The organism is Motiliproteus coralliicola (assembly GCF_003345655.1).
In the GTDB taxonomy this organism is placed as follows: domain Bacteria; phylum Pseudomonadota; class Gammaproteobacteria; order Pseudomonadales; family Balneatricaceae; genus Motiliproteus; species Motiliproteus coralliicola.
Genome location: NZ_QQOH01000001.1, coordinates 1083896 through 1104528, shown reverse-complemented (window position 1 = coordinate 1104528; position 20633 = coordinate 1083896). Strand labels below are relative to the sequence as shown.

Here is a 20633-nt window from a genome sequence, read left to right as displayed (position 1 = left end):
GATAACTAGTCTTTATCTCGGTGGCTTTTCTCGACGTAGGTGATCGCTTCGGCGATGGCATCATCGACCTTGTCTTTCATCTCCTGCTGTTCGGTCGGAGACAGGTAGAACGCCATATCGATCTCATGGCGGAAGTAGCGCGGCGGCAGCCGGTTCAGGGCCACACAGGCGATATCCTCTATCTCTTCGGCATCGCGAGGTGCTTGTCGTTGCAGTTCGGCCAGGGTATCGGCGACAAGCTTTTCATAGTAGTTGTGAATGTTTTCCTGAATGCTCATTTAATCAACACCTTACAACTTAACGTTGGTTTCCATGGATTGTTATCGACCGGCATTTGAGTCTACCGGTACCACGCCAAAATGTGATTGTCGAATAACGATAACACAGCTTGCGGGCTGAGGGCGGCAAAGGATACTCTGGGATGGCTTCCTGTTTGAAACCATCGAGTCCTACCATGAGCCGCACCATTGAATTTTTCTACGACCTGATGAGCCCCTACAGCCATCTGGCGAACTGGCGACTGCCCGGGGTGGCCAAGCGATCGGCGGCGGTGGTGGTTCCCCGTCCCGTCTCCTTGCCCGAGCTGTTGGTATTGAGCGGTAATCAACATCCGGCGGAGTTGGAATCTAAACGGGACTACATGCGTCGGGACCTGGATGCGCTGGGACGCTATTACGGTATTCCGATGGAGTGGCCCGAGCAGTGGCCGGTCAATAGCTCTCGGGCGATGGCGGCGTTAGCGCTGTTGGAGGGTGGCGCGCAACAGGAGTTGGCGAACGAGCTGTTCAGTGCGATCTGGGACCGAGGTGAGAATATCGCCGATCCCGACTGTCTGCTGGCGCTACTGGGCGATTCTCTGTGGCAGCAAAGTGACAGTGATGAAGCCAGGCAGCGGCTCAACGAAAATACTCGAGAGGCCTATGAGCGCGGCGCCTTCGGTGTTCCGAGCTGTTTTGCCGGTGAGCGGTTGTTTTTCGGTAATGAGCGGCTGTTCCTGCTACAGATGCATCTGAACGGCTAAACTGCTGTCACGTGATTGCGGGTCTTAAAGTGGTTTCGGTGGTTTAGTTTCCAAAGACCTGTTTTAGCAATTCCGTCGAGCGGGCCAGGGGTTCTTCACGGATTCGCTTCTCCTCCTCGGCCAAGACCGTAAAGAGCCCCACCAAAGCCTGATCGGTAACATAGCTTTCCAGATCCAGATTCATGTTGCCGACCAATGGATATTGCGATGCCTGCTTTACCAACGCCTGGTAATAACTGGTGACCCCGACCTGTTCCATGCTGTCACGGATGATGGGTGCAAAGGCGGTCTTCAGCTCCTCGCTGGTTTCGTCCTGAAAATAGCGGGTTGCGGCGTCGTCGGAACCTTCGTAGATCCGTCTGGCATCCTCAAAACTCATCCCTTTAAGGGTTGTCAGGAAAGGCTCTGCCGCCAGCGGCGCCGCTTTTTCCGCGGCACGGTTGATGCTCAGCTCGAAATCGTCCACCAACGACTGGCCGCCGAACTTCCCGACCAGCTTGGCGCCTTTGTCGATAACCGATGGCAACGGGATTCGAATACTCGGATTACCCAGATACCCATCGGTTTGGGAGACCTGGTCGACGGCTCGCTGGGTGCCGACTTCCAGCGCCTGTTTAAGGCCCCGAATCAGGGTGTCTGTGTCCAAGGATGAGTGGGAAGCGCCATCGCTGTTTGTACTCTGTTGCAGCAGCTGTGGGGTTTGCTCCTCTACCTGCTTGAGCAGGTCTCCAAAACCGGCAAAGGCAATAGGCGTTGTTGCTGAGCCGATTAGGGTCAGAACGAGCGGGGCGATCAATCGGCTTGGTCTCGGCATGGTGAACCTCAGTATTGAACGGTTGCAATCAGTGTAGCCGCTATGGAGCAGGCCGTTACTGAACACGCCAAATACTGTTCAAATTGGTTGATCCCCGGTTCGCCGTACCGGTTGAAGATAAAAAAAGGGAGCCGCATGGGCTCCCTTTTCTTGGCAGTGAGTATGATCAGTGTTGCAGGATCTGACTCAAGAACAGCTGGGTCCGTTCGGACTGCGGATTGTGGAAGAACTCTTCCGGCTCATTCTCTTCGATGATCTGGCCGCCATCCATAAAGATAACGCGGTTCGCAACGGTCTTGGCGAAACCCATCTCGTGGGTCACACAAAGCATCGTCATGCCTTCCTTCGCCAGCTCGATCATAACGTCGAGTACTTCCTTGATCATCTCCGGGTCAAGCGCCGAAGTCGGCTCGTCGAACAACATCACCTCCGGGTTCATACATAGGCTTCGGGCGATCGCTACCCGCTGCTGCTGACCGCCGGATAGCTGCCCCGGATACTTATAGGCTTGATCCGGAATCTTTACCCGCTCCAGGTACTTCATCGCGATCGCTTCGGCTTCCTCTCGGGGGGTCTTGCGGACCCAGATCGGTGCCAGGCAACAGTTCTCCAACACGGTCAGGTGTGGGAACAGGTTGAAGTGCTGGAATACCATGCCGACTTCGCGTCGGATGGTTTCGATATTTTTCAGATCGTTGTTGAGGGTGGTCTCGCCGACAATGATGTCGCCGGCCTGATGCTCCTCGAGACGGTTCAGGCAGCGGATCATGGTTGACTTGCCTGAACCGGAGGGACCGCAGATTACGATCCGCTCGCCCTTGCGAACGGTCAAGTTGATGTCTTTCAGGACATGAAACTCACCGTACCACTTGTTGACGTTATTAAGTTGAATCATCACCTCGTCGGAGACGTTCATGCTGGCCTGGCTTTGTTGTTCTGACATTGCAGACTCCTTGAATTCTTTTACTTCTGACGGTGCCCGTTAGCGGGCACCGTGACCGGTGTGCAGTTTGCGCTCGAGGAATTGGCTGTAGCGGGACATGCCGAAGCAGAAGACCCAGAAAACGAAGGCAACAAAGGTATAGCCTTCGATGGAGTAACCCAGCCATTTCGGATCGGACAGTGCCGCCTGGACGATTGCCAGCAGGTCGAACAGACCGATGATCAGTACCAGCGAGGTGTCCTTGAACAGCGCGATAAAGGTGTTAACGATACCCGGGATCATGATCTTCAGTGCCTGCGGCAGGACGATCAGTCCCATCTTCTTCCAGTAACTAAGACCCAACGCATCGGCCGCTTCGTACTGGCCTTTCGGAATCGCCTGCAGGCCCCCACGGATAACCTCGGCCATGTAGGCGGACTGGAACAGGGTGATACCGATCAGGGCCCGTAACAGTTTGTCGAAGTCGATCTCCTCCGGCGCGAACAGCGGCAGCATGACCGAAGCCATGAACAGGATGGTGATCAGCGGAACACCACGCCACATCTCGATAAAGACCGTACAGAAACTGCGTACCACCGGCATTTCGGACCGCCGACCCAAGGCCAGCAGCACCCCGATCGGTAGCGAGGCCACAATCCCCACCAGCGCCAGAACCAGGGTCAGGCTCAAGCCTCCCCATTTATGGGTCTCGACCACCTCGAGGCCGAAGGAGCCGCCATAGAGCAGGAAGAAGGCGATGATCGGAAACACGATCAGGGTGAAAGCGCTGATCCAGCCCCGCTTGGGTGTGCCTTCGTATACCAGCGCGGCGATCAGAATCGCCAGCATCACGAACAGCACATCGATTCGCCAGTACTCGGTTTCAGGGTAGAAACCGTAGATAAACTGGTTGAATCGGGCGCCGATAAAGACCCAACAGGCACCGCCGCTGGTACAGGCATCCCGGCTGTCACCGGCCCAATCGGCATTGATAAAGGCCCACTGAATTGCTGGTATCACCGTGATCCAAAGCAGGTAGGCCACGATCAACGTCAGTACGGTATAGGTCGGGCTTGAGAACAGATTGGTCCGCATCCAGCCAACCAAACCGACGGTGCTGGCGGGAGGTGGAAGATCGGGTAATTTCTTGTCGTTGACGATCATATTAACGCTCCACCAGCGACATGCGCTTGTTGTACCAGTTCATAAACAGCGACACCAACAGGTTGATGGTGAGATAGACCGCCATCGTCATGAAGATGATCTCGATCGCCTGGCCAGTCTGGTTCAGGGTGGTACCCATGAACACGGAGACCAGATCCGGGTAACCGATTGCGGTGGCCAGTGAGGAGTTCTTGATCAGATTCAGGTATTGGCTGGTCAGTGGTGGAATGATGACCCGCATCGCCTGGGGAACGACGATCAGGCGCAGGGTACGGCTGTTGTTCAGACCCAAGGCATGGGCCGCTTCGCTCTGACCTTTGCTCACCGCCAGAATACCGGAGCGGACAATCTCGGCGATAAAGGTACCGGTGTAGACCGACAGGGCGATCAGCAGTGCCATCAATTCCGGAATGATGGTGGCACCACCGCGGAAGTTGAAGCCTTTAAGGGCCGGGTAGTCCCAGGTCATCGGTGAGCCGGCCAGGAAGTAGACGATCAACGGCAGGCCGATCAGCAGCGCCAGCGCAGCCCGGAAAACCGGGAAAGTCTGGCCGGTTTCGTCCTGGCGTTTATGGTTCCACTTGACCAGAAAGATCACGGCGACGACGGCAATCGCGAAGGCGATCGTGACGAACATGAAGGCCGGATGGAATTCGGGCCAGGGGATATAGAAACCCCGGTTGTTGAGGAAGGCACTGCCGATTTCGATACTCTGCCTGGGTGAGGGCAGGGGTTGTAGTACGGCGAAGTACCAGAAAAAGATCTGCAGTAGCAGCGGAATGTTCCGGAAGATCTCGATATAGGCGGTCGCCACCTTGTTGATCAACCAGTTCTGCGACAGCCTGGCGATCCCCATAATAAAACCGATTACGGTGGCTAGAATAATCCCCAGCACCGAAACCAACAGTGTATTGAGCAGGCCGATGATAAAGGTTCGGCCAAAACTGTAGGTGGCATCAAAAGGGATTAAGGTCAGCAGTATCTCAAAACCGGCGGCTTGACCAAGGAAGTCAAAACCGGTGGTGATACCGCGTTTCTCAAGATTAAAAAGTGCGTTTGAGATGATGTAGGCAAAGAAACCCAGAATCGTAAGAATCATCAGTATCTGGAACAGCAATGCCCGTTTCTCAGGGTCGTTCCAGAACTTGGGTTTCGAGGAGGGTGCCACGCCGTTTTTCACATCAGTGGGCATGGAAAGGTCTCCGGTTTGTTGTTATTAGGTTCATAAAGTCTAGCAGCCAGCTTTAACTTCGCTTGCTGTTAAACCTTGCCGAGGGTCGATCCTTGCCGTTAAGCAACTCTCTGATTAGACAAAGATAATCGACATCCGGGTCGATGCTGCTGAGTAGAGACGACGGCAGCGAGTCATGGAAACGGCCGGTGGGGACTCCCTAACCGGCCGTTTAGAAGGGCTAAAGAATTAGCGCATCGGCGGGGCGTACAGGAAGCCGCCTTTGCTCCAAAGTGCGTTAACACCACGATCGATCTGCAGCGGAGAGCCGGAGCCGACGTTACGCTCGAAAGCTTCACCGTAGCTGCCAACCTGCTTGACGATCTGGTAGGCCCAGTCATCGCTCAGTTCCATACCGGAACCTTTCGGACCTTCCATGCCTACGAAACGACGCACGCCCGGGTTGGAACTCTCCTTCATCTTGTCGATATTGGCGGAGGTCAGACCCAGCTCTTCGGCGTTGATCATCGCATTCAGAGACCACTTGACGATGTTGAACCATAGGTCGTCACCCTGGCGTACTACCGGGCCCAGCGGCTCTTTGGAGATAACTTCCGGCAGAACCATAGCGCTGTCCGGATTGGCCAGCTTGATACGCAGTGCGTACAGCTGTGATTGGTCGGAAGTCAGTACGTCACAACGGCCGGCTTCGAAACCTTTAACGGTTTGGTCGGAAGTATCGAATACCACCGGCGAGAAGCTCATTTTGTGCTCGCGGAAATAATCGGACAGGTTCAGTTCGGTGGTGGTACCGGACTGGATACAAACAGCTGCACCGTCCAGTTCCAGGGCGCTTTTAACGCCTAGGTTTTTGCTGATCATGAAACCCTGACCGTCGTAGTAGTTTACGCCGGCGAAGTTCAGGCCCAGGGTGGTGTCACGGGTTTGAGTCCAGGTGGTGTTACGAGACAGTACGTCGATCTCACCGGACTGCAGTGCAGTAAAGCGCTCTTTGGCGGTCAGCGGGATATATTTAACTTTGGAGGCGTCCCCCAGGGTGGCGGCAGCAACGGCACGGCAGACGTCAACGTCCATACCTTGCCAGTTACCTTTTTCATCGGGATTCGAGAAACCCGGAAGACCGGTAGAAACACCGCATTGGACAAAACCTTTCTCCTTGACGGCATCAAGGGTGGCGCTTGCGGCTTGTGCGCCTGATGCCATGCCCATTGCAATGGCTGAAACGGCTGCAAGAGAAGTGATTTTTTTCATAATTGTTCCTTCTGTTGTCAGGTTATCCACCTTATTTATTAAGAGGTTGGATAAAGCTAACGGGTCGTGTTGTTGTAATTCCCGATAATGCAAGCGTTATGCCACCTGTTCAAAATAATTACCATTTTGTTGCTCATCTAAAGACGTCTATCGTCTTGAAATTCACATAAAAACGGTAGGGTGAACGACAACTGCTCGCCTAGCGATTTGATTGAAGCAGATGGTTTTAGGTCCAACAATATCGCTACTTGATGCTAGTAGAGCTTAATAGGTGCTTTATTAGCATCTCTGTGCGCCATTTTGCTGCTGTTAAATTTCTGGAACACGGTCGTAAAAGTAATTTAAATCAATTAGTTATCGCTTTTTGTTGAAAATATTCACATTCCTGAAGGCGTGGCGCCTGTGGCGCCTGTGGCGCCACTTTTGGTGACAGTCTGTTCCGCGGCGAAGGAGACTGTTCGATCAGGTGTCGTGCCGGCTCCCTTCGGGATGACTTTTTTGCTACAGTTCACGCCCTGTTATGGGCACTGAAAAGGGAACTTTTTGTATCCTGAGCGCTTTATTAGTGCAGTGAAGCTGTATCTCAGTGCCGTGAGAAAAGAAGTGGCGCCAAGCGACTTTTTGACCCTTACTTTATGTCGTATCCCTGCGACATTTTGATGAATAGGTATTCAGGTATGACTCCTTCTGATCATATTCCGCTGTCGGTTTTGCAAAACGCCAGCGAGTTCACTGAGCGCCATCTTGGCCCCGACCTCCCTCAACAAAATCAGATGCTGGAGGCCTTGGGGCTCCAGCATCTGGCTCAGTTGATCGATCAAACCGTGCCGGAGTCGATCCGCTTGAGCCAGCCGCTAGCCTTGGCCGACGGCAAGAGTGAAGCGCAGGTGTTGGAATACCTGGGTGAGGTTGCGTCGAAGAACCAGGTCAACAAGTCCTATATCGGTAGCGGCTATTACAACTGCCGTGTTCCCAATGTAATTCTGCGCAACGTGCTGGAGAACCCTGGCTGGTACACCGCCTATACGCCATATCAGCCGGAGATCGCCCAGGGCCGTCTGGAAGCGCTGTTGAACTTCCAGCAGATGGTGATGGACCTCACCGGCATGGATCTGGCCAATGCCTCTCTGCTGGACGAAGCGACCGCGGCGGCTGAAGCGATGGCGCTGTGTAAGCGTGCTAACCGCAAGAAAAGCAATCTGTTCCTGGTCGACGACCAGGTTCATCCGCAAACCATCGATGTGGTTAAGACCCGGGCCGAGTATTTCGGTTTCGAGGTGATGGTGGGTGATCTGGACAGTTTGCTGGATCAACAGGAGGCGTTCGGCGTCTTGATGCAGTACCCGGGAACAACCGGTGCGATCTGCGATATCGAGGCGTTGATCGCTAAGGCTAAAGCCCAGAAGGCGATGAGCTGTGTCGCGACCGACCTGCTGGCGCTGGTATCTCTGAAGGCTCCCGGTGAGCTGGGCGCCGATGTGGTATTCGGCTCGGCCCAGCGTTTTGGTGTGCCGATGGGCTTTGGTGGTCCCCATGCCGCCTTCTTTGCCACCACCGAAAAACAGAAGCGTGCGATTCCTGGGCGGATGATCGGTGTGTCGATCGACAGCCGCGGCAATCAGGCCCTGCGGATGGCGATGCAGACCCGTGAGCAGCACATCCGCCGCGAGAAAGCGACCTCCAACATCTGTACCGCCCAGGCACTGCTGGCCAACATGGCCGGTTTCTATGCCATCTACCACGGTCCGGAAGGCCTGAAACGGATCGCCGACCGGGTTCATCGTCTCGCCAGTATTCTGGCTTCCGGTCTGCAGGCGGCGGGTGCTGAACTGGTGAATAACAGCTGGTTCGATACTCTGGCGCTAAAAACCTCCGATCAGCAGAGGATTCTACAACGTGGCTATGCCGCCGGTGTCAATCTACGCCCGGTAGGTGATGATCAGATCGGCATCAGCCTGGATGAGACCACCACGGCAGCAGATGTCGAGCAGCTGTGGGAACTGCTGTTGGGGGCGGATCATGGTCAGGATCTGGATGCGATTGACCTGACGATCAGCCAAGGCCAGCAGGACGGCATCCCAGCCGAGCTGCGTCGTACCTCCGAGTTCCTGACTCACCCGGTATTCAACAGCTACCACTCCGAAACCGAGATGCTGCGTTACCTGAAGCGTCTGGAGAACAAAGACTTCAGTCTGACCCACGGCATGATTCCGCTGGGTTCGTGCACCATGAAACTGAACGCCAGCGCCCAGATGATTCCGCTGAGCTGGCCCCAGTTCGCCAATATTCACCCGTTCGCGCCGCGCGATCAGGTCCAGGGCTACATGCAGCTGATCGACGAGCTCGAAGCGATGCTGGTCGAGGTGACCGGTTACGACAAGGTCTCGATGCAGCCCAACTCCGGTGCTCAGGGCGAATACGCCGGTCTGCTGGCGATCCGCAAGTACCAGGAAAGCATCGGTGAAGGTCACCGCGACATCTGCCTGATCCCAAGCTCCGCCCACGGCACCAACCCGGCATCTGCCGCGATGGCCGCGATGAAGGTGGTTGTGGTTGAGTGTGACGAGCTGGGTAACGTCGATATCGACGACCTGAAGGCCCAGGCCGAAGCCCACAAAGATGATCTGTCCTGCCTGATGATCACCTACCCGTCCACCCACGGGGTGTACGAGGAAGGCATCAAGCAGATCTGCGATATCGTTCACGACAACGGTGGCCAGGTCTACATGGACGGCGCCAACATGAACGCCCAGGTGGGTCTGTCCAAGCCGGGCCTGATCGGCTCCGACGTCTCCCACCTGAACCTGCACAAGACTTTCGCCATCCCACACGGCGGTGGTGGCCCGGGCATGGGTCCGATCGGTGTGAAGAGCCATTTGGCGCCGTTCCTGCCGAACCACGCCGTCAGCCCGATCGAAGGCCCGCTGGCCTCCATGGGTGCGGTCTCCGCGACCCCGTTTGGTAGCGCCTCGATCCTGACCATCTCCTGGGCCTACTGTGCCCTGCTGGGTGCCCAGGGTCTGCAGAAGTCCACCGAGGTGGCGATTCTGAACGCCAACTACCTGACCGAGAAACTGTCGGCGCACTACCCGATTCTGTACCGCGGCCGTAACGATCGCGTCGCTCACGAGTGCATCGTTGACATCCGTCCGCTCAAAGAAGCTTCCGGCATCTCCGAAGAGGATATCGCCAAGCGTCTGATGGACTTCGGTTTCCACGCCCCGACCATGAGCTTCCCGGTTGCCGGCACGCTGATGGTTGAGCCGACCGAGTCCGAGTCCAAGGCGGAGCTGGATCGCTTTATCGAAGCGATGCTGACGATCCGTGAAGAGATCCGTCAGGTGCAGGAAGGCGAGCTGGATGCGGATAACAACCCGCTCAAGAACGCGCCCCATACCCAGGCCGATATTGTTGAGGGTGACTGGGATCGTCCGTACTCACGCGAACAGGCGGTGTTCCCGGTTCCGAGTCTGAAACACAGCAAGTTCTGGCCGTCCAGCAACCGGATCGACAACGTTTACGGTGACCGTAACTTTGTTTGTAGCTGCCCATCGATCGACGAGTACCGTTAATTCGGGTGCGGTATTGCTAGTTGAAAGGCCGCAATGATGCGGCCTTTTCTTTGTCGACGGCGTTAGGAATGCATAGTCGAGTTTTGGTCAGGTGTTGGCAAAAGGGATGCAACCATTGAGTATTCAGCGAACTCTGCAATATCCCACCCAAGGTGTGGGTCTGGCTCTGATGGCGGCAGCCATGTTGTTGATCCCATTTGTGGACGGGCTGGCTAAATATCTCAGCGAAACCCACTCGCCGCTGTATGTTAGTTGGGCGCGCTATGCTGCGGCCAGTCTGGTGGTGCTTCCTATCGCTTTGGCGGTCCACGGTCGCCAATGTTTGCCGACGGAAAACCTGGGCGCTCATTTCAATCGGACCCTGTTTCTGGTAATCGCGATGACGCTCTACTTCGTCGCGCTGTCCAAGGTTCAGATGGCATCGGCCATCACCGCCTACTTTGTGGGACCGATAATCACCGCGGTACTGGCGGTTTTCTTTCTCAACGAGCGGCTGACACCGCGAAAGATCATGGCGCTGGTCTGCGGGTTTGTGGGCACACTGATCATTCTGGATCCGGCGGGCGAGATCGAACCGGGGATCCTCTACGCGCTGGGTAGTGGACTGTTTTTCGCGTTTTATCTGATCGCCACCCGTTTGGCGTCGAAAAATAACGATCCGTTGAAGACGCTGACCTTTCAGTGCCTGGTGGGCTCGCTGATTTTGACCCCGCAGGCGATCTGGGCTTGGTCGGTGCCGCAGCCGTCCGAGTTGCTGTTCTTTATGGCAATTGGGGTGTTGTCCTCGCTGAGCCATCTGTTGTCAATCCAGGCGTTCCGCTATGCCGAAGCGTCGTTGCTGGCACCGCTGGTTTATCTTGAGCTGATCGCCGCCGCCGCGGTGGGCTACTTCTTTTTCGATGAGGTGCCGGCCATGATGCTGTGGGTCGGGGCTGCGGTGATTATGGCCGGTGGGGTGTTGCTGCTAAACGAGCGTCGTGGCACCTAACGCGTCGAATCTAGATCCCGGTACGATCAGCAATTCGATTGACGGTAGGGGAGTAGTCCTCGGGCCTGCTCGATATAGGCCTCGACCTGGCGGCGCTCCTGGGCCAGCCATCTTTCTACGCCTTGGTGCAATCCCGGGTGTCTTAGCCAGTGCAATGAACAGGTCCTGATCGGCTCGAAGCCACGAATCAGCTTGTGCTCGCCCTGAGTGCCCGGATCGAAGCGCTGTAGTCCTCGCTCAATAGCGAATTCTATTCCCTGGTAATAACAGGCTTCGAAGTGCAGGCAGTCGTAGCCGGGCAGTCCGCCCCACCAGCGGCCGTAGAGAGTGTTCTGGTCGAACAGAAATAGCGCGCAGCCCACCAATGGGCTGTTGGTTCGGCTGTCATCGACGGCGGCGACCAGTAACATTTTATCCGCCAGCCGCTGACGCAGGTGCTCAAAAAAGCGGCGATTCAGGTACGGCTGTCGGCCCCGCTGGTGATAGGTCAGGGCGTAGAAGTCATAGAAAGCATCGATCAGCTTATCGCTGATCTGTGCACCGCTAAGACGGTGGAGGTTGAGGCCCTGTTGCTCGATTTTTCGCCTCTCTCGTTTCAGGCTCTTGCGCTTCTGAGACCGTAATTGGGCAAGAAAATCATCGAAACTCGTATAGTCGCGATTAAACCAGTGGTATTGGCAATCAAACCGCTCCAGCAATGTTTGCGGTGCAGGCCAGTGTTGTTGGATCAGTTCACGACTTTGGCGATCGGCAAACAGCAGGTGCCAGGATGAAGCCTGTTGTTGATCGATGTGATCGAGCAGTTGTTCCAGCAGTGCGGGTACCAGAGACGCCGCGTCAGGTTCTGACAAGCCGAGTCTGGGGCCGGGGCAGGGGGTATAGGGGATGGCGCTGATCAGCTTCGGATAGTAGCGCAGTCCGGCACGTTCAGAGGCATCGGCCCAGAGCCAGTCGAAGACGTATTCGCCGTAGGAGTGCTGTTTCAGATAGAGCGGCAGAAAAGCTTCCTGAGCACCGTTCAATGATCTTGCTGTCAGGTGTTGAGTCAGCCAGCCGCTTTGTGGATTCAGGCAGCCGCTGCTTTCAAACGCCTCCAGAAAAGCTGCGCTAAACAGCGTCTGTTGTTCAACGGGGAGGGTGGTCGGCTGCAGTTGGTCGATCAAGTCGTAGTTTGCTGCTGGCATAAAACATCCGCCTGGGTGCGAGACACAAAGGAACCTGCGAACAAGTCCCTGCGGCTTCTGCAAGCGCCTGAAGTGCGCAAGTTCTATGCGCAAGCTGCAGCTAATGGCCGTCGCCCTTAGTAAAGGTTGCAACGACGGAATTGTGTGCTTCAGGCCTTGCTCCGTTTTTGATAAAGGGGGACTTTCAGCTTGATCCGCACTCTGCGTTGCAATTTTTCGCAAGGTCTAGACATTGCTTCAAAACTGCGCCTGGATTGCGAACCAAACTGAAAGTCAGAAGCTCGCCAGGACTTATTCGTAGGTTCCCAAGCATAGACACTTTGCTCAGCCCTGCTCGGCGATTAATTCGCGTTGGTTGATGTCAACTGGCTTATACTCAGATAAAACCCCGTAAGGAGACAAGTATGACCGAACTGGAAGCCAGCGCCGATATCGATTATGACCCGGCCCGGGATCTGGATCCGGAGCTCCATCCCTACAGCCTGGATCCGCAGCTTGAGCAGGACTGTATTCGGCTGGGGCGTTTCTCATTGTGCGAACTGTTGTTGATGAACGATGCCAACTATCCCTGGTTTATCCTAGTGCCGCAGCGCTCGGATATCGGCGAGATCTACCATCTGTCGGCGGAAGATCAGCAGCAGCTAATGGCTGAGTCGAGCCGGTTGTCGTCCAATCTGGCCGATATTTTCAATGCCCATAAGATGAATGTGGCGGCGTTGGGGAATATGGTGCGTCAGTTGCACGTCCACCATGTGGTGCGCCAGCCTGAAGACCCCGCCTGGCCTGCGCCGGTCTGGGGAAGGCTGCCAAGCCAGCCTTACAGCGTTGAGCAGATCGCCGATATTCGTGAGCGGGTTAACAGTATGTTGGCCGATGACAGCGAATACGAAGCGGTGACCCAAGACTGATTCAGGCCAATAAATCATCTCCATGTGACGCCGGGTATTCTGTGTATCCGGCCTCAACGCAACCTATCAACGCCTAGTCTGGCGTCTCTATTCGGATCTGATTGACGGCGCTGGATACGATGAAATATCGATCATGAAATTCCTCGACATCAATCCGGCCAGATTCCAACCCGGCAGGGGATGCCAGACCTCGTCGAAGCAGTTATAATCGCGCGTTTGTTTGACAGCGATTAACTCCCGATATGCCCATCTACGAATACCAGTGTGCGGATTGTGGTCACCAACTTGAAGCACTTCAGAAGATCAGCGATGACGCGCTGACCGATTGTCCCAGCTGCGGTAAACCCGCTCTGACGAAGCAGATTTCGGCCGCCGGTTTCCGGTTGGCGGGCAAGGGATGGTACGAGACCGACTTTAAGACCGGCTCCAAGAAGAACCTGGCCGGTGGCTCCGAGAGTGCACCCAGCGCTGACAGCTGAGCAACTTTAGAATTCGGCGTTCTGATTGACGCCAGATAGATTGATTCATTTTGAGAACAGGACAGCATTATGCGTAGCCATTACTGTGGCAGCTTGAACGAAACTCTAATCGACCAGACGGTTACTATCTGTGGTTGGGTACATCGTCGCCGGGATCATGGTGGGGTTATTTTCCTCGACCTGCGTGACCGTGATGGTATCGCCCAGGTGGTATTCGATCCGGATACCGAAGAGCATTTCGAGCTGGCCGACAGTGTTCGCAACGAATTTGTGATTCAGGTGACTGGCCGTGTTCGTGCCCGTCCTGAAGGTACCGAGAACGCCGAGATGGTTACCGGCAAGATCGAAGTACTGGGTAAGGAACTGGTCATCCTGAACAAGGCCGAGACGCCTCCGTTCCAGTTGGATGATCACCAGACCGTTGGCGAAGACGTGCGCCTGAAATATCGTTACGTCGACCTGCGCCGCCCCGAAATGCTGAGCAAGCTGCGTCTGCGTTCGCGGATCACTAATAAGATCCGTAACTACCTCGACGATAACGGCTTCCTGGATATCGAAACTCCGATCCTGACCCGCGCCACGCCGGAAGGTGCCCGCGACTATCTGGTACCCAGCCGTACCCACGAAGGTAGCTTCTTTGCACTGCCGCAGTCGCCGCAGCTGTTCAAGCAGCTGCTGATGGTGTCTGGCATGGACCGTTACTACCAGATTGCTAAGTGCTTCCGTGACGAGGACCTGCGCGCCGACCGTCAGCCGGAATTCACCCAGATCGATATTGAAACCAGCTTCCTTGACGAAGAACAGATCATGGGCCTGACCGAGGGCATGATCCGCGAACTGTTCCAAGACGTGCTGAGAGTTGACCTGGGCGACTTCCCGCAGATGCCTTACTCCGAAGCGATGGAAAAGTACGGTTCCGACAAACCTGACCTGCGAATTCCGCTGGAGCTGGTTGACGTTAAGGACCTGATGGCAACCGTTGACTTCAAAGTCTTCGCTGGTCCCGCCAAAGACCCGAAAGGTCGCGTGACTGCGCTGAAGGTTCCGGGTGGTGCCACCCTGACCCGTAAGCAGATCGACGAGTACACCAAGTTCGTTGGTATCTACGGTGCCAAGGGACTGGCCTGGATCAAGGTCAACGAACTGGCCAAGGGTGTTGAAGGGCTGCAGTCACCGATCGTTAAATTCCTGGGTGCTGACGTTTCGCTGGCGCTGATGGAGCGGGTTGAAGCGAAAGACGGCGACATCGTGTTCTTCGGCGCTGACAGTGGCAAAGTGGTTACCGAAGCCCTGGGTGCGCTGCGCTGCAAGCTGGGTGAAGACTTGGATCTGTACACCTGCGAGTGGGCACCGCTGTGGGTTGTCGACTTCCCGATGTTCGAAGAGAACAGCGATGGTTCACTGACCGCGCTGCACCACCCGTTCACCGCACCTAGCTGCTCGGCCGATGAGCTGAAAGCCGATCCCGAAGCGGCTCTATCCCGTGCCTACGACATGGTGCTGAATGGTTGTGAGCTGGGCGGTGGTTCGGTCCGTATCCACGATCAGGCGATGCAGGAAACCGTATTCGAAGTGCTGCAGATTTCCGCCGAGGAACAGCAGGAGAAATTTGGCTTCCTGCTCGACGCGCTGAAGTTTGGTGCGCCGCCCCATGGTGGTCTGGCCTTCGGTCTGGACCGTCTGGTGATGCTGATGACCGGTGCTAACTCGATCCGTGAAGTGATCGCGTTCCCGAAAACCCAGAGTGCAGCCTGCGTCATGACCGCCGCACCGGGTGAAGTCAGCGCCACCCAGCTGCGCGAGCTTAACATCCGCATCCGCAAGACACCCTAATCCGATACTCGGTACTAGGGTCGAGCCTGCGGAACGGGGTTCCGCAGGCCATAACAAGAGACACCGGGCGGCAGGCGTCGCCCGCTGACAGAGGACAGTTTCTATGGCAGGTCACAGTAAATGGGCCAACATCAAGCACCGTAAGGCGGCACAGGATGCCAAGCGGGGCAAGATTTTCACTAAACTGATCCGCGAGCTGGTTGTTGCCGCCAAAGAGGGCGGTGGCGAGGTCGCCGACAACCCGCGTTTGCGACTGGCGGTTGATAAGGCGCTCGGCGCCAACATGAAGAAGGACACCATCGAGAAGGCGATCGCACGGGGTGCCGGTGGTGGTGAAGGCGAAAACTACGATGAGCTGACCTACGAGGGTTACGCGCCCGGTGGTACCGCAATCCTGGTCGAGACCATGACCGACAACGTCAACCGTACCGTGTCTGAAGTGCGGGCTGCGTTCTCCAAGGCTGGCGGTAACCTGGGAACTTCCGGCTCCGTTGCCTACCTATTCGACAAGAAAGGCCAGATCAGCTTTGAAGAGGGTGCCGACGAAGATCAGATCATGGAGATCGCGCTCGAATCCGGTGCCGACGATGTGGTCAGCAATGAGGACGGCTCTATCGACGTGTTTACCGACCGCGCCGAGTTCCTGAGTGTTAAAGCCGCACTGGAAGAGGGTGGATTAACCCCGGTATTCGCTGAGGTTTCAATGATCCCGTCGACCACTAATGAGCTGGACGTTGAAGCGGCGCAGAAGCTGATTCGCCTGGTCGATGTGCTGGAAGACCTGGATGACGTTCAGAACGTTTACCACAACGCCGAAATCCCCGAAGAGGCGATGGAAGAGTAATCATCTAGCCTTGGATCTTTCAGAATATAAAAACCGCGGCACTGACCGCGGTTTTTTGTGCCTCGAAAGTTACTTGTCGTCTAACAGACACTCGGGTTTGAATCCCATAATCAGGTTACCCCAGTGCTGGCCTTTGACATAAATGGGCACTGCCAAGTCGTTGAGAATCTCGCCTGTATCACGAATAAATGTTTGTAGCAGGAAAGGCTCGGTATTGACCGCACGGCGCTGCTCTGCACGGTTACCTTTGAAGATCCGCTGGTGACGGCTCTTCATGTTATCGGTGTTGAAGTCACCGCTCAGCGGCTGAGAGACATGACTGTGGTGAACCGGCAGGTAGCAGTTCTTGTCGATGGCAACTGCATAGATAAACTCCGGACACTGTTTGATAAAGCTATCGTACAGGGGCTGCATTTTACGCTCTATCGTGTCCAGATTACCGATGCTGTACTTTTGCGGATTGGTGTTGGGAACCGGTTTGTAGTTGTGGTCGAAAAGGTTGATGCCCTGATTGCCAAGTTCTTCGAAGGCGTTGGATACCTGATCACTCCATTCGCGAGCCTGCAGAATAATACGCTCGAAACCACCGTAGCCGATAATAAACCGCGATAGCAGCTCCTGAATTTGTTCGGTCGACAGCTCTAGCTCATCGGAAAAGCTTTGAGAACGATCGATATTGGCGCTGACCTGTTGGCTAAGCTCGCTGATGCGAGTGACGTGCTGGTGGGACTCCCGATTGGTGGCGGACAACTCCTCGATAGCGGCGCTGATTTCGGTCAACTGACTGTTAACGGTTTCGAAGTCTGACACCATTTTGTGGAACTGGGTCGAGGTGGATTCGACCACGCTCTGGGTGCTGTTGGTAAATTCCTGAATCTCTTCGGTACCCTGTTTGGTGTTGGCCACCAGCGACGTCATCTGGGTAATGTTGGTGCCGATCTCGTCGGTTGCCTTACTCACTTTCTGCGACAGGTTTCGAACTTCGTCGGCGACTACGGCAAAGCCGCGACCATGCTCGCCGGCCCGGGCGGCTTCGATCGCCGCATTGAGTGCCAGCAGATTGGTCTGCTCCGAAAACTCCTGCACCATACCGACGATATTGGCGATGTTGTCTGAATTGGTGGACAGCTGAACCACGGTTTCGTGGAAGCTGCCAACCAGGGCTGTGACTTGTTGTATTTGCTCTACCACGTGTTCCAGCTCTTTAACCGAAGCCTGCGCCTCCTGCAGGTTCTGGCTGTTTTGATCGGCAATCGTGCTGGTGTGCTGGGCGATGCCATCGATGGCGACGGTGGCCTGAGAGCTGGACTCGAACACAAATTTGGCGTGCTCTTCCTGTTCTGTGACGTTTTTATGAGCCTGTGCAATCACCTGGCTAAGTTGAGTTGAGCCCAGTGCAACCTTGACGCTGCGACGTCGGATCTTGGCGATAATCCCGCGCAGGTTGGTGGCAAACTCGTTATAACCGGTTGATAGGTCGGCGATCTCATCATGGGTATCAACTGGCAGGGTGCGTGAGATGTCGCCATTCTGTTCGCTAATCGCCCGTAGAATTTCGGTGATTGTTCTGATCGGGCGGAGAAACAGGTGGCGCATAAAGAAAATCAGGAACAGGCAGGCACCCAAGCTGAGCACGGCCAAAACACTGATATAGATGCTGCTGTCATCGGCAATGGCCTGTACCTGTTGGGCTAGCACATTGTCTGCGGGGTATTTTTCAAGCGCATCTTGGATGGCGCTGTTATTACTGAAAAATAACCAAAGAATCAGCAACTGCATCAGTAGTAGGAAAACCACATTACCGACGATTTTCCGAGTTAGCGTAAAGAAAAGGCTTTTTTCGATATTCTTATAAAGGCTCATTCTGCTTCCTGATTATTATTTTCCAGCGACTGCGCTGCTGCATGGAAAGCGCCCTTTTCGGGCAGCTTTGAGCTTCTGATGATATTTCCTTTAAATCAAGAGGGTTTTTGCCTATTTACGACTTAAGGATATGACTAATGAGTCATCGGGACAGGGTCAAAAAACTTTAATCGTCGTCGTTGTGGTCAAGGAGGTTCGCGGTTTGGCATGTTGTCAATCCAATCCCGCCGGCTCAAACCTGACTAACCAGTGGGTGTCCCGATTGCCATCGCAGGCGAGGGTCAGCGGCACCTTCGATCCGATAAAACCGATGATCGGTTGATTGAAGCGTCAGATATTCGTCCCCTTTCGTGATCATCGGACGGAAAAAGGGTGGGAAGATTGCGATAGTAACGGTATAGTCGGGTTGTTTTGTCACGAAGACGTGCGAATCAGTATCGGTCGACCGTTCTATGCGAGCTTTCTGATCCATCCTTGTTTGCCCTCTGCGTTAACGAAACGGTGCTGAACCGGATACGCCGGCTTGGCCCTAAGCACTATTTTTATCGAGAAAGAAAGACTATGTCAGACAAGCAAACCGGAACAGTTAAGTGGTTTAACGACGAGAAAGGCTTCGGCTTCATCGAGCGTGAAAACGGTAAGGACCTGTTCGTACACTTCCGCTCCATCCTCGCTGAAGGTCGTCGCACTCTGCACGAAGGCCAAGCTGTTAGCTTTATCGAAGTAGAAGGCCAGAAAGGCCCTCAGGCAGACCAAGTTACTGTCCTGTAAGATACTTTGATAACCCCGGTGTTGGCGGTTTCATAATCTTGTAGATTGCCGCTAAGACTTGAAAAAGCAGGTTTCGGCCTGCTTTTTTTTGCCTGCTATTTGGAGCGGCCGGGTCGAGTAGATCGACGCTGGGCTTAGATGAACGAGACTCCGTTTTGAACTCTTGAGACGGGAATCCCCTAGTGCGTAAACGCCTTCTCATTACCTTGACCACGGCCCGGGGCTCCCGCCAGCTGTCGTTGAATCTGATAGCCCGCTGTTTGTTGCTGCTGTTTGTGTTGATGCTGCTGGCCAGCTTCTTTATCAGCAATGCGCTGCTGGTTAAAACTTCCGATGAACTCCACAGTCTGACGGCCGATTATCAGAAACTGGGCAGCCTCTATAGCGGTGTGCTGGGCAGTCATGAAACGGTCCGGACCGAGTTGGATAAGCTGTCTCTCAACCTGGCCAGTCTGGAGCAGGAGCGAAACAGCCTGGAACAGGTCAATCAGGCTTGGAGTCAGCCACTACGGCAGCTCGAACTGGCGATGGGGCTTGAGCCGGCGGAAAAGATGACCATCGAGCGAAGCCAGCTGTTGCAGCAGATGGCTAACGAACGCCTGTTTATGTTGCACGGCATACCCAATGGCTACCCGGTCAAGATGAAGCGGCTCAGCGACGGATTCGGTATGCGCAACCATCCTTTGACCGGTCAGCGAAAGCACCACAACGGGGTCGACTTTCCGGTGGATACTGGCACGCCGATCTATGCTACCGCTGATGGTGCAGTGGAATATGCCGGTTATCATAAGAAGAGTGGTTTCGGCTATCTGGTCATCATCAACCACAACTTCGGGTTCAAGTCCTACTATGCCCATATGAAAAAGCGGCCCAAAGTGCGCAGTGGTCAGTTGGTGCGCAAAGGGGAGCAGATCGGCCAGAGTGGTAATTCAGGTAAGTCCACTGGGCCTCACCTTCACTACGAAGTTCGCTATCTGTTCAAGCCGCTGAATCCGGTTCCGTTTCTGAACTGGAGTTTGCATAATTACGACCAGATCATGACACAGGAAAAGGCCGTCGCATGGGATGGTTTAAAAGAGATGCAGCCGCTGAATCAGCTGGCGCTGCCGTTACTATCATCGCCCGAGGGCAAAAGCTCAGCGGCCAAGTAAATCTTGACGGTAAACTCCACATCGATGGCTGTTTCGAGGGCCAGCTTCGCTCCCAGGACAGTATTACCATCGGTCGTCGAGGTGAGGTCAGGGGCGTGGTGCAGGCGCGGCAGATCAGTGTCAGTGGTTTGCTTGATGCTGAGATTCATTGCGATGAGCTGAACGTCGAGCGCGACGGTCGCGTCCGGGGTGTGGTGCATAGTCGACAGATGACGATCCATAAACGGGGCTGCTTTATTGGTGAGCGGGCGCTGACGGCGGATTCATCGCTAATGACCCCGGGTCAGCTGGAGCAGCTACATCCGGACAGCGTGTCGGTTACTCCGTCGACGGTGAGTGATACGGCGATCATCGAGTTGCCTGCGGCCCCGCCTTTACCCGAAGGAGATAGCTCTTCTTCCAAGCCCGATCAGGAGTCGGCCCCGAGCAAAGAGGGACAGTTGACCCAGATGCTGGAGCAGATGCTGGGTGAAGTTCCGACGGTTGGTGATATGGGAGCTGCGCCGAAACAATCGAAAGCCACCAAGGCCGATAAGGCTGACCCGAGTAGCGAGTCCGAAAACTAGTTGTGTTCTAGTGCTGCTGGTTCAGATCGTAGCTAGCACCAACTCATTTTCTTTCCGCCATTTTCCTTCCGCTTTTCAAAGAGTTTTCGTTTTTCTTTGTAACGTAAGCC

General features: G+C 55.0%; 18 protein-coding genes. 10 read left to right on the top strand and 8 right to left on the bottom strand.

Going from position 1 to position 20633, the window contains the following annotated elements; all coding sequences use genetic code 11:
• Positions 1 to 5: 5 nt before the first annotated feature.
• Positions 6 to 278 (bottom strand): late competence development ComFB family protein, encoded by a 273-nt coding sequence (locus DV711_RS04875; RefSeq protein ID WP_114694507.1) that lies wholly within the window; start codon positions 276 to 278, stop codon positions 6 to 8.
• Positions 279 to 454: 176 nt separating this feature from the next.
• On the opposite strand from DV711_RS04875, the gene DV711_RS04870 reads away from it, so the two are divergent.
• Positions 455 to 1021 carry a 2-hydroxychromene-2-carboxylate isomerase gene (locus tag DV711_RS04870; protein ID WP_165840004.1) on the top strand — a complete coding sequence of 189 codons (567 nt, stop codon included), beginning with the start codon at positions 455 to 457 and terminating at the stop codon, positions 1019 to 1021.
• A gap of 43 nt (positions 1022 to 1064) precedes the next feature.
• Here DV711_RS04870 and DV711_RS04865 read toward each other — a convergent pair whose 3' ends face one another.
• The 5 genes from DV711_RS04865 to DV711_RS04845 form a co-directional block, all read right to left on the bottom strand.
• Complete coding sequence (locus DV711_RS04865; RefSeq protein ID WP_114694505.1) at positions 1065 to 1835, bottom strand: DUF4197 domain-containing protein; 771 nt, start codon at positions 1833 to 1835, stop codon at positions 1065 to 1067.
• Between the two features lie 166 nt (positions 1836 to 2001).
• The gene (locus DV711_RS04860) at positions 2002 to 2751 is read right to left on the bottom strand and encodes an amino acid ABC transporter ATP-binding protein (protein ID WP_114694920.1); all 750 of its coding nucleotides are present in this window, start codon (positions 2749 to 2751) and stop codon (positions 2002 to 2004) included.
• A gap of 66 nt (positions 2752 to 2817) precedes the next feature.
• The gene (locus tag DV711_RS04855; RefSeq protein ID WP_114694504.1) at positions 2818 to 3921 is read right to left on the bottom strand and encodes an amino acid ABC transporter permease; all 1104 of its coding nucleotides are present in this window, start codon (positions 3919 to 3921) and stop codon (positions 2818 to 2820) included.
• A 1-nt stretch (position 3922) separates the two neighbouring features.
• A complete protein-coding gene (locus tag DV711_RS04850) occupies positions 3923 to 5113 on the bottom strand; it encodes an amino acid ABC transporter permease (RefSeq protein ID WP_114694503.1) in 1191 nt (396 codons plus the stop codon).
• A 228-nt stretch (positions 5114 to 5341) separates the two neighbouring features.
• Positions 5342 to 6364 carry an amino acid ABC transporter substrate-binding protein gene (locus DV711_RS04845; protein WP_207802532.1) on the bottom strand — a complete coding sequence of 341 codons (1023 nt, stop codon included), beginning with the start codon at positions 6362 to 6364 and terminating at the stop codon, positions 5342 to 5344.
• A gap of 677 nt (positions 6365 to 7041) precedes the next feature.
• On the opposite strand from DV711_RS04845, the gene gcvP reads away from it, so the two are divergent.
• The gene (gcvP, locus tag DV711_RS04840) at positions 7042 to 9936 is read left to right on the top strand and encodes an aminomethyl-transferring glycine dehydrogenase (RefSeq protein ID WP_114694502.1); all 2895 of its coding nucleotides are present in this window, start codon (positions 7042 to 7044) and stop codon (positions 9934 to 9936) included.
• Between the two features lie 106 nt (positions 9937 to 10042).
• Positions 10043 to 10924 (top strand): DMT family transporter, encoded by an 882-nt coding sequence (locus tag DV711_RS04835; protein WP_114694501.1) that lies wholly within the window; start codon positions 10043 to 10045, stop codon positions 10922 to 10924.
• 26 nt (positions 10925 to 10950) lie between these two features.
• On the opposite strand, the gene DV711_RS04830 is transcribed toward DV711_RS04835, so the two are convergent.
• Positions 10951 to 12108 (bottom strand): GNAT family N-acetyltransferase, encoded by a 1158-nt coding sequence (locus DV711_RS04830; protein WP_114694500.1) that lies wholly within the window; start codon positions 12106 to 12108, stop codon positions 10951 to 10953.
• A gap of 404 nt (positions 12109 to 12512) precedes the next feature.
• On the opposite strand from DV711_RS04830, the gene DV711_RS04825 reads away from it, so the two are divergent.
• The 4 genes from DV711_RS04825 to DV711_RS04810 all read left to right on the top strand — a co-directional run bounded on the left by DV711_RS04825 (position 12513) and on the right by DV711_RS04810 (position 16172).
• On the top strand, positions 12513 to 13016 hold the full coding sequence (locus DV711_RS04825) for an HIT domain-containing protein (protein ID WP_114694499.1): 504 nt from the start codon (positions 12513 to 12515) through the stop codon (positions 13014 to 13016).
• Positions 13017 to 13258: 242 nt separating this feature from the next.
• Entirely contained in the window at positions 13259 to 13495 is a 237-nt protein-coding gene (locus DV711_RS04820) for an FmdB family zinc ribbon protein (RefSeq protein WP_114694498.1), read from the top strand.
• Between the two features lie 69 nt (positions 13496 to 13564).
• Positions 13565 to 15328, top strand: a complete 1764-nt coding sequence (gene aspS / locus DV711_RS04815) for an aspartate--tRNA ligase (RefSeq protein WP_114694497.1) — start codon at positions 13565 to 13567, stop codon at positions 15326 to 15328.
• A gap of 103 nt (positions 15329 to 15431) precedes the next feature.
• Entirely contained in the window at positions 15432 to 16172 is a 741-nt protein-coding gene (locus DV711_RS04810) for a YebC/PmpR family DNA-binding transcriptional regulator (RefSeq protein ID WP_114694496.1), read from the top strand.
• Positions 16173 to 16241: 69 nt separating this feature from the next.
• Here the strand turns inward: DV711_RS04810 and DV711_RS04805 are convergent, their stop codons facing one another.
• A complete protein-coding gene (locus DV711_RS04805; RefSeq protein ID WP_114694495.1) occupies positions 16242 to 18035 on the bottom strand; it encodes a methyl-accepting chemotaxis protein in 1794 nt (597 codons plus the stop codon).
• Positions 18036 to 18596: 561 nt separating this feature from the next.
• Here DV711_RS04805 and DV711_RS04800 point away from each other — a divergent pair.
• The 3 genes from DV711_RS04800 to DV711_RS04790 all read left to right on the top strand — a co-directional run bounded on the left by DV711_RS04800 (position 18597) and on the right by DV711_RS04790 (position 20523).
• Positions 18597 to 18806 (top strand): cold-shock protein, encoded by a 210-nt coding sequence (locus DV711_RS04800; protein WP_114694494.1) that lies wholly within the window; start codon positions 18597 to 18599, stop codon positions 18804 to 18806.
• Between the two features lie 182 nt (positions 18807 to 18988).
• A complete protein-coding gene (locus DV711_RS04795) occupies positions 18989 to 19957 on the top strand; it encodes a M23 family metallopeptidase (RefSeq protein WP_114694493.1) in 969 nt (322 codons plus the stop codon).
• The gene (locus DV711_RS04790; protein ID WP_114694492.1) at positions 19867 to 20523 is read left to right on the top strand and encodes a bactofilin family protein; all 657 of its coding nucleotides are present in this window, start codon (positions 19867 to 19869) and stop codon (positions 20521 to 20523) included. Before DV711_RS04795 ends, DV711_RS04790 begins: the two co-directional genes overlap by 91 nt.
• The last annotated feature ends 110 nt before the right edge of the window (positions 20524 to 20633 follow it).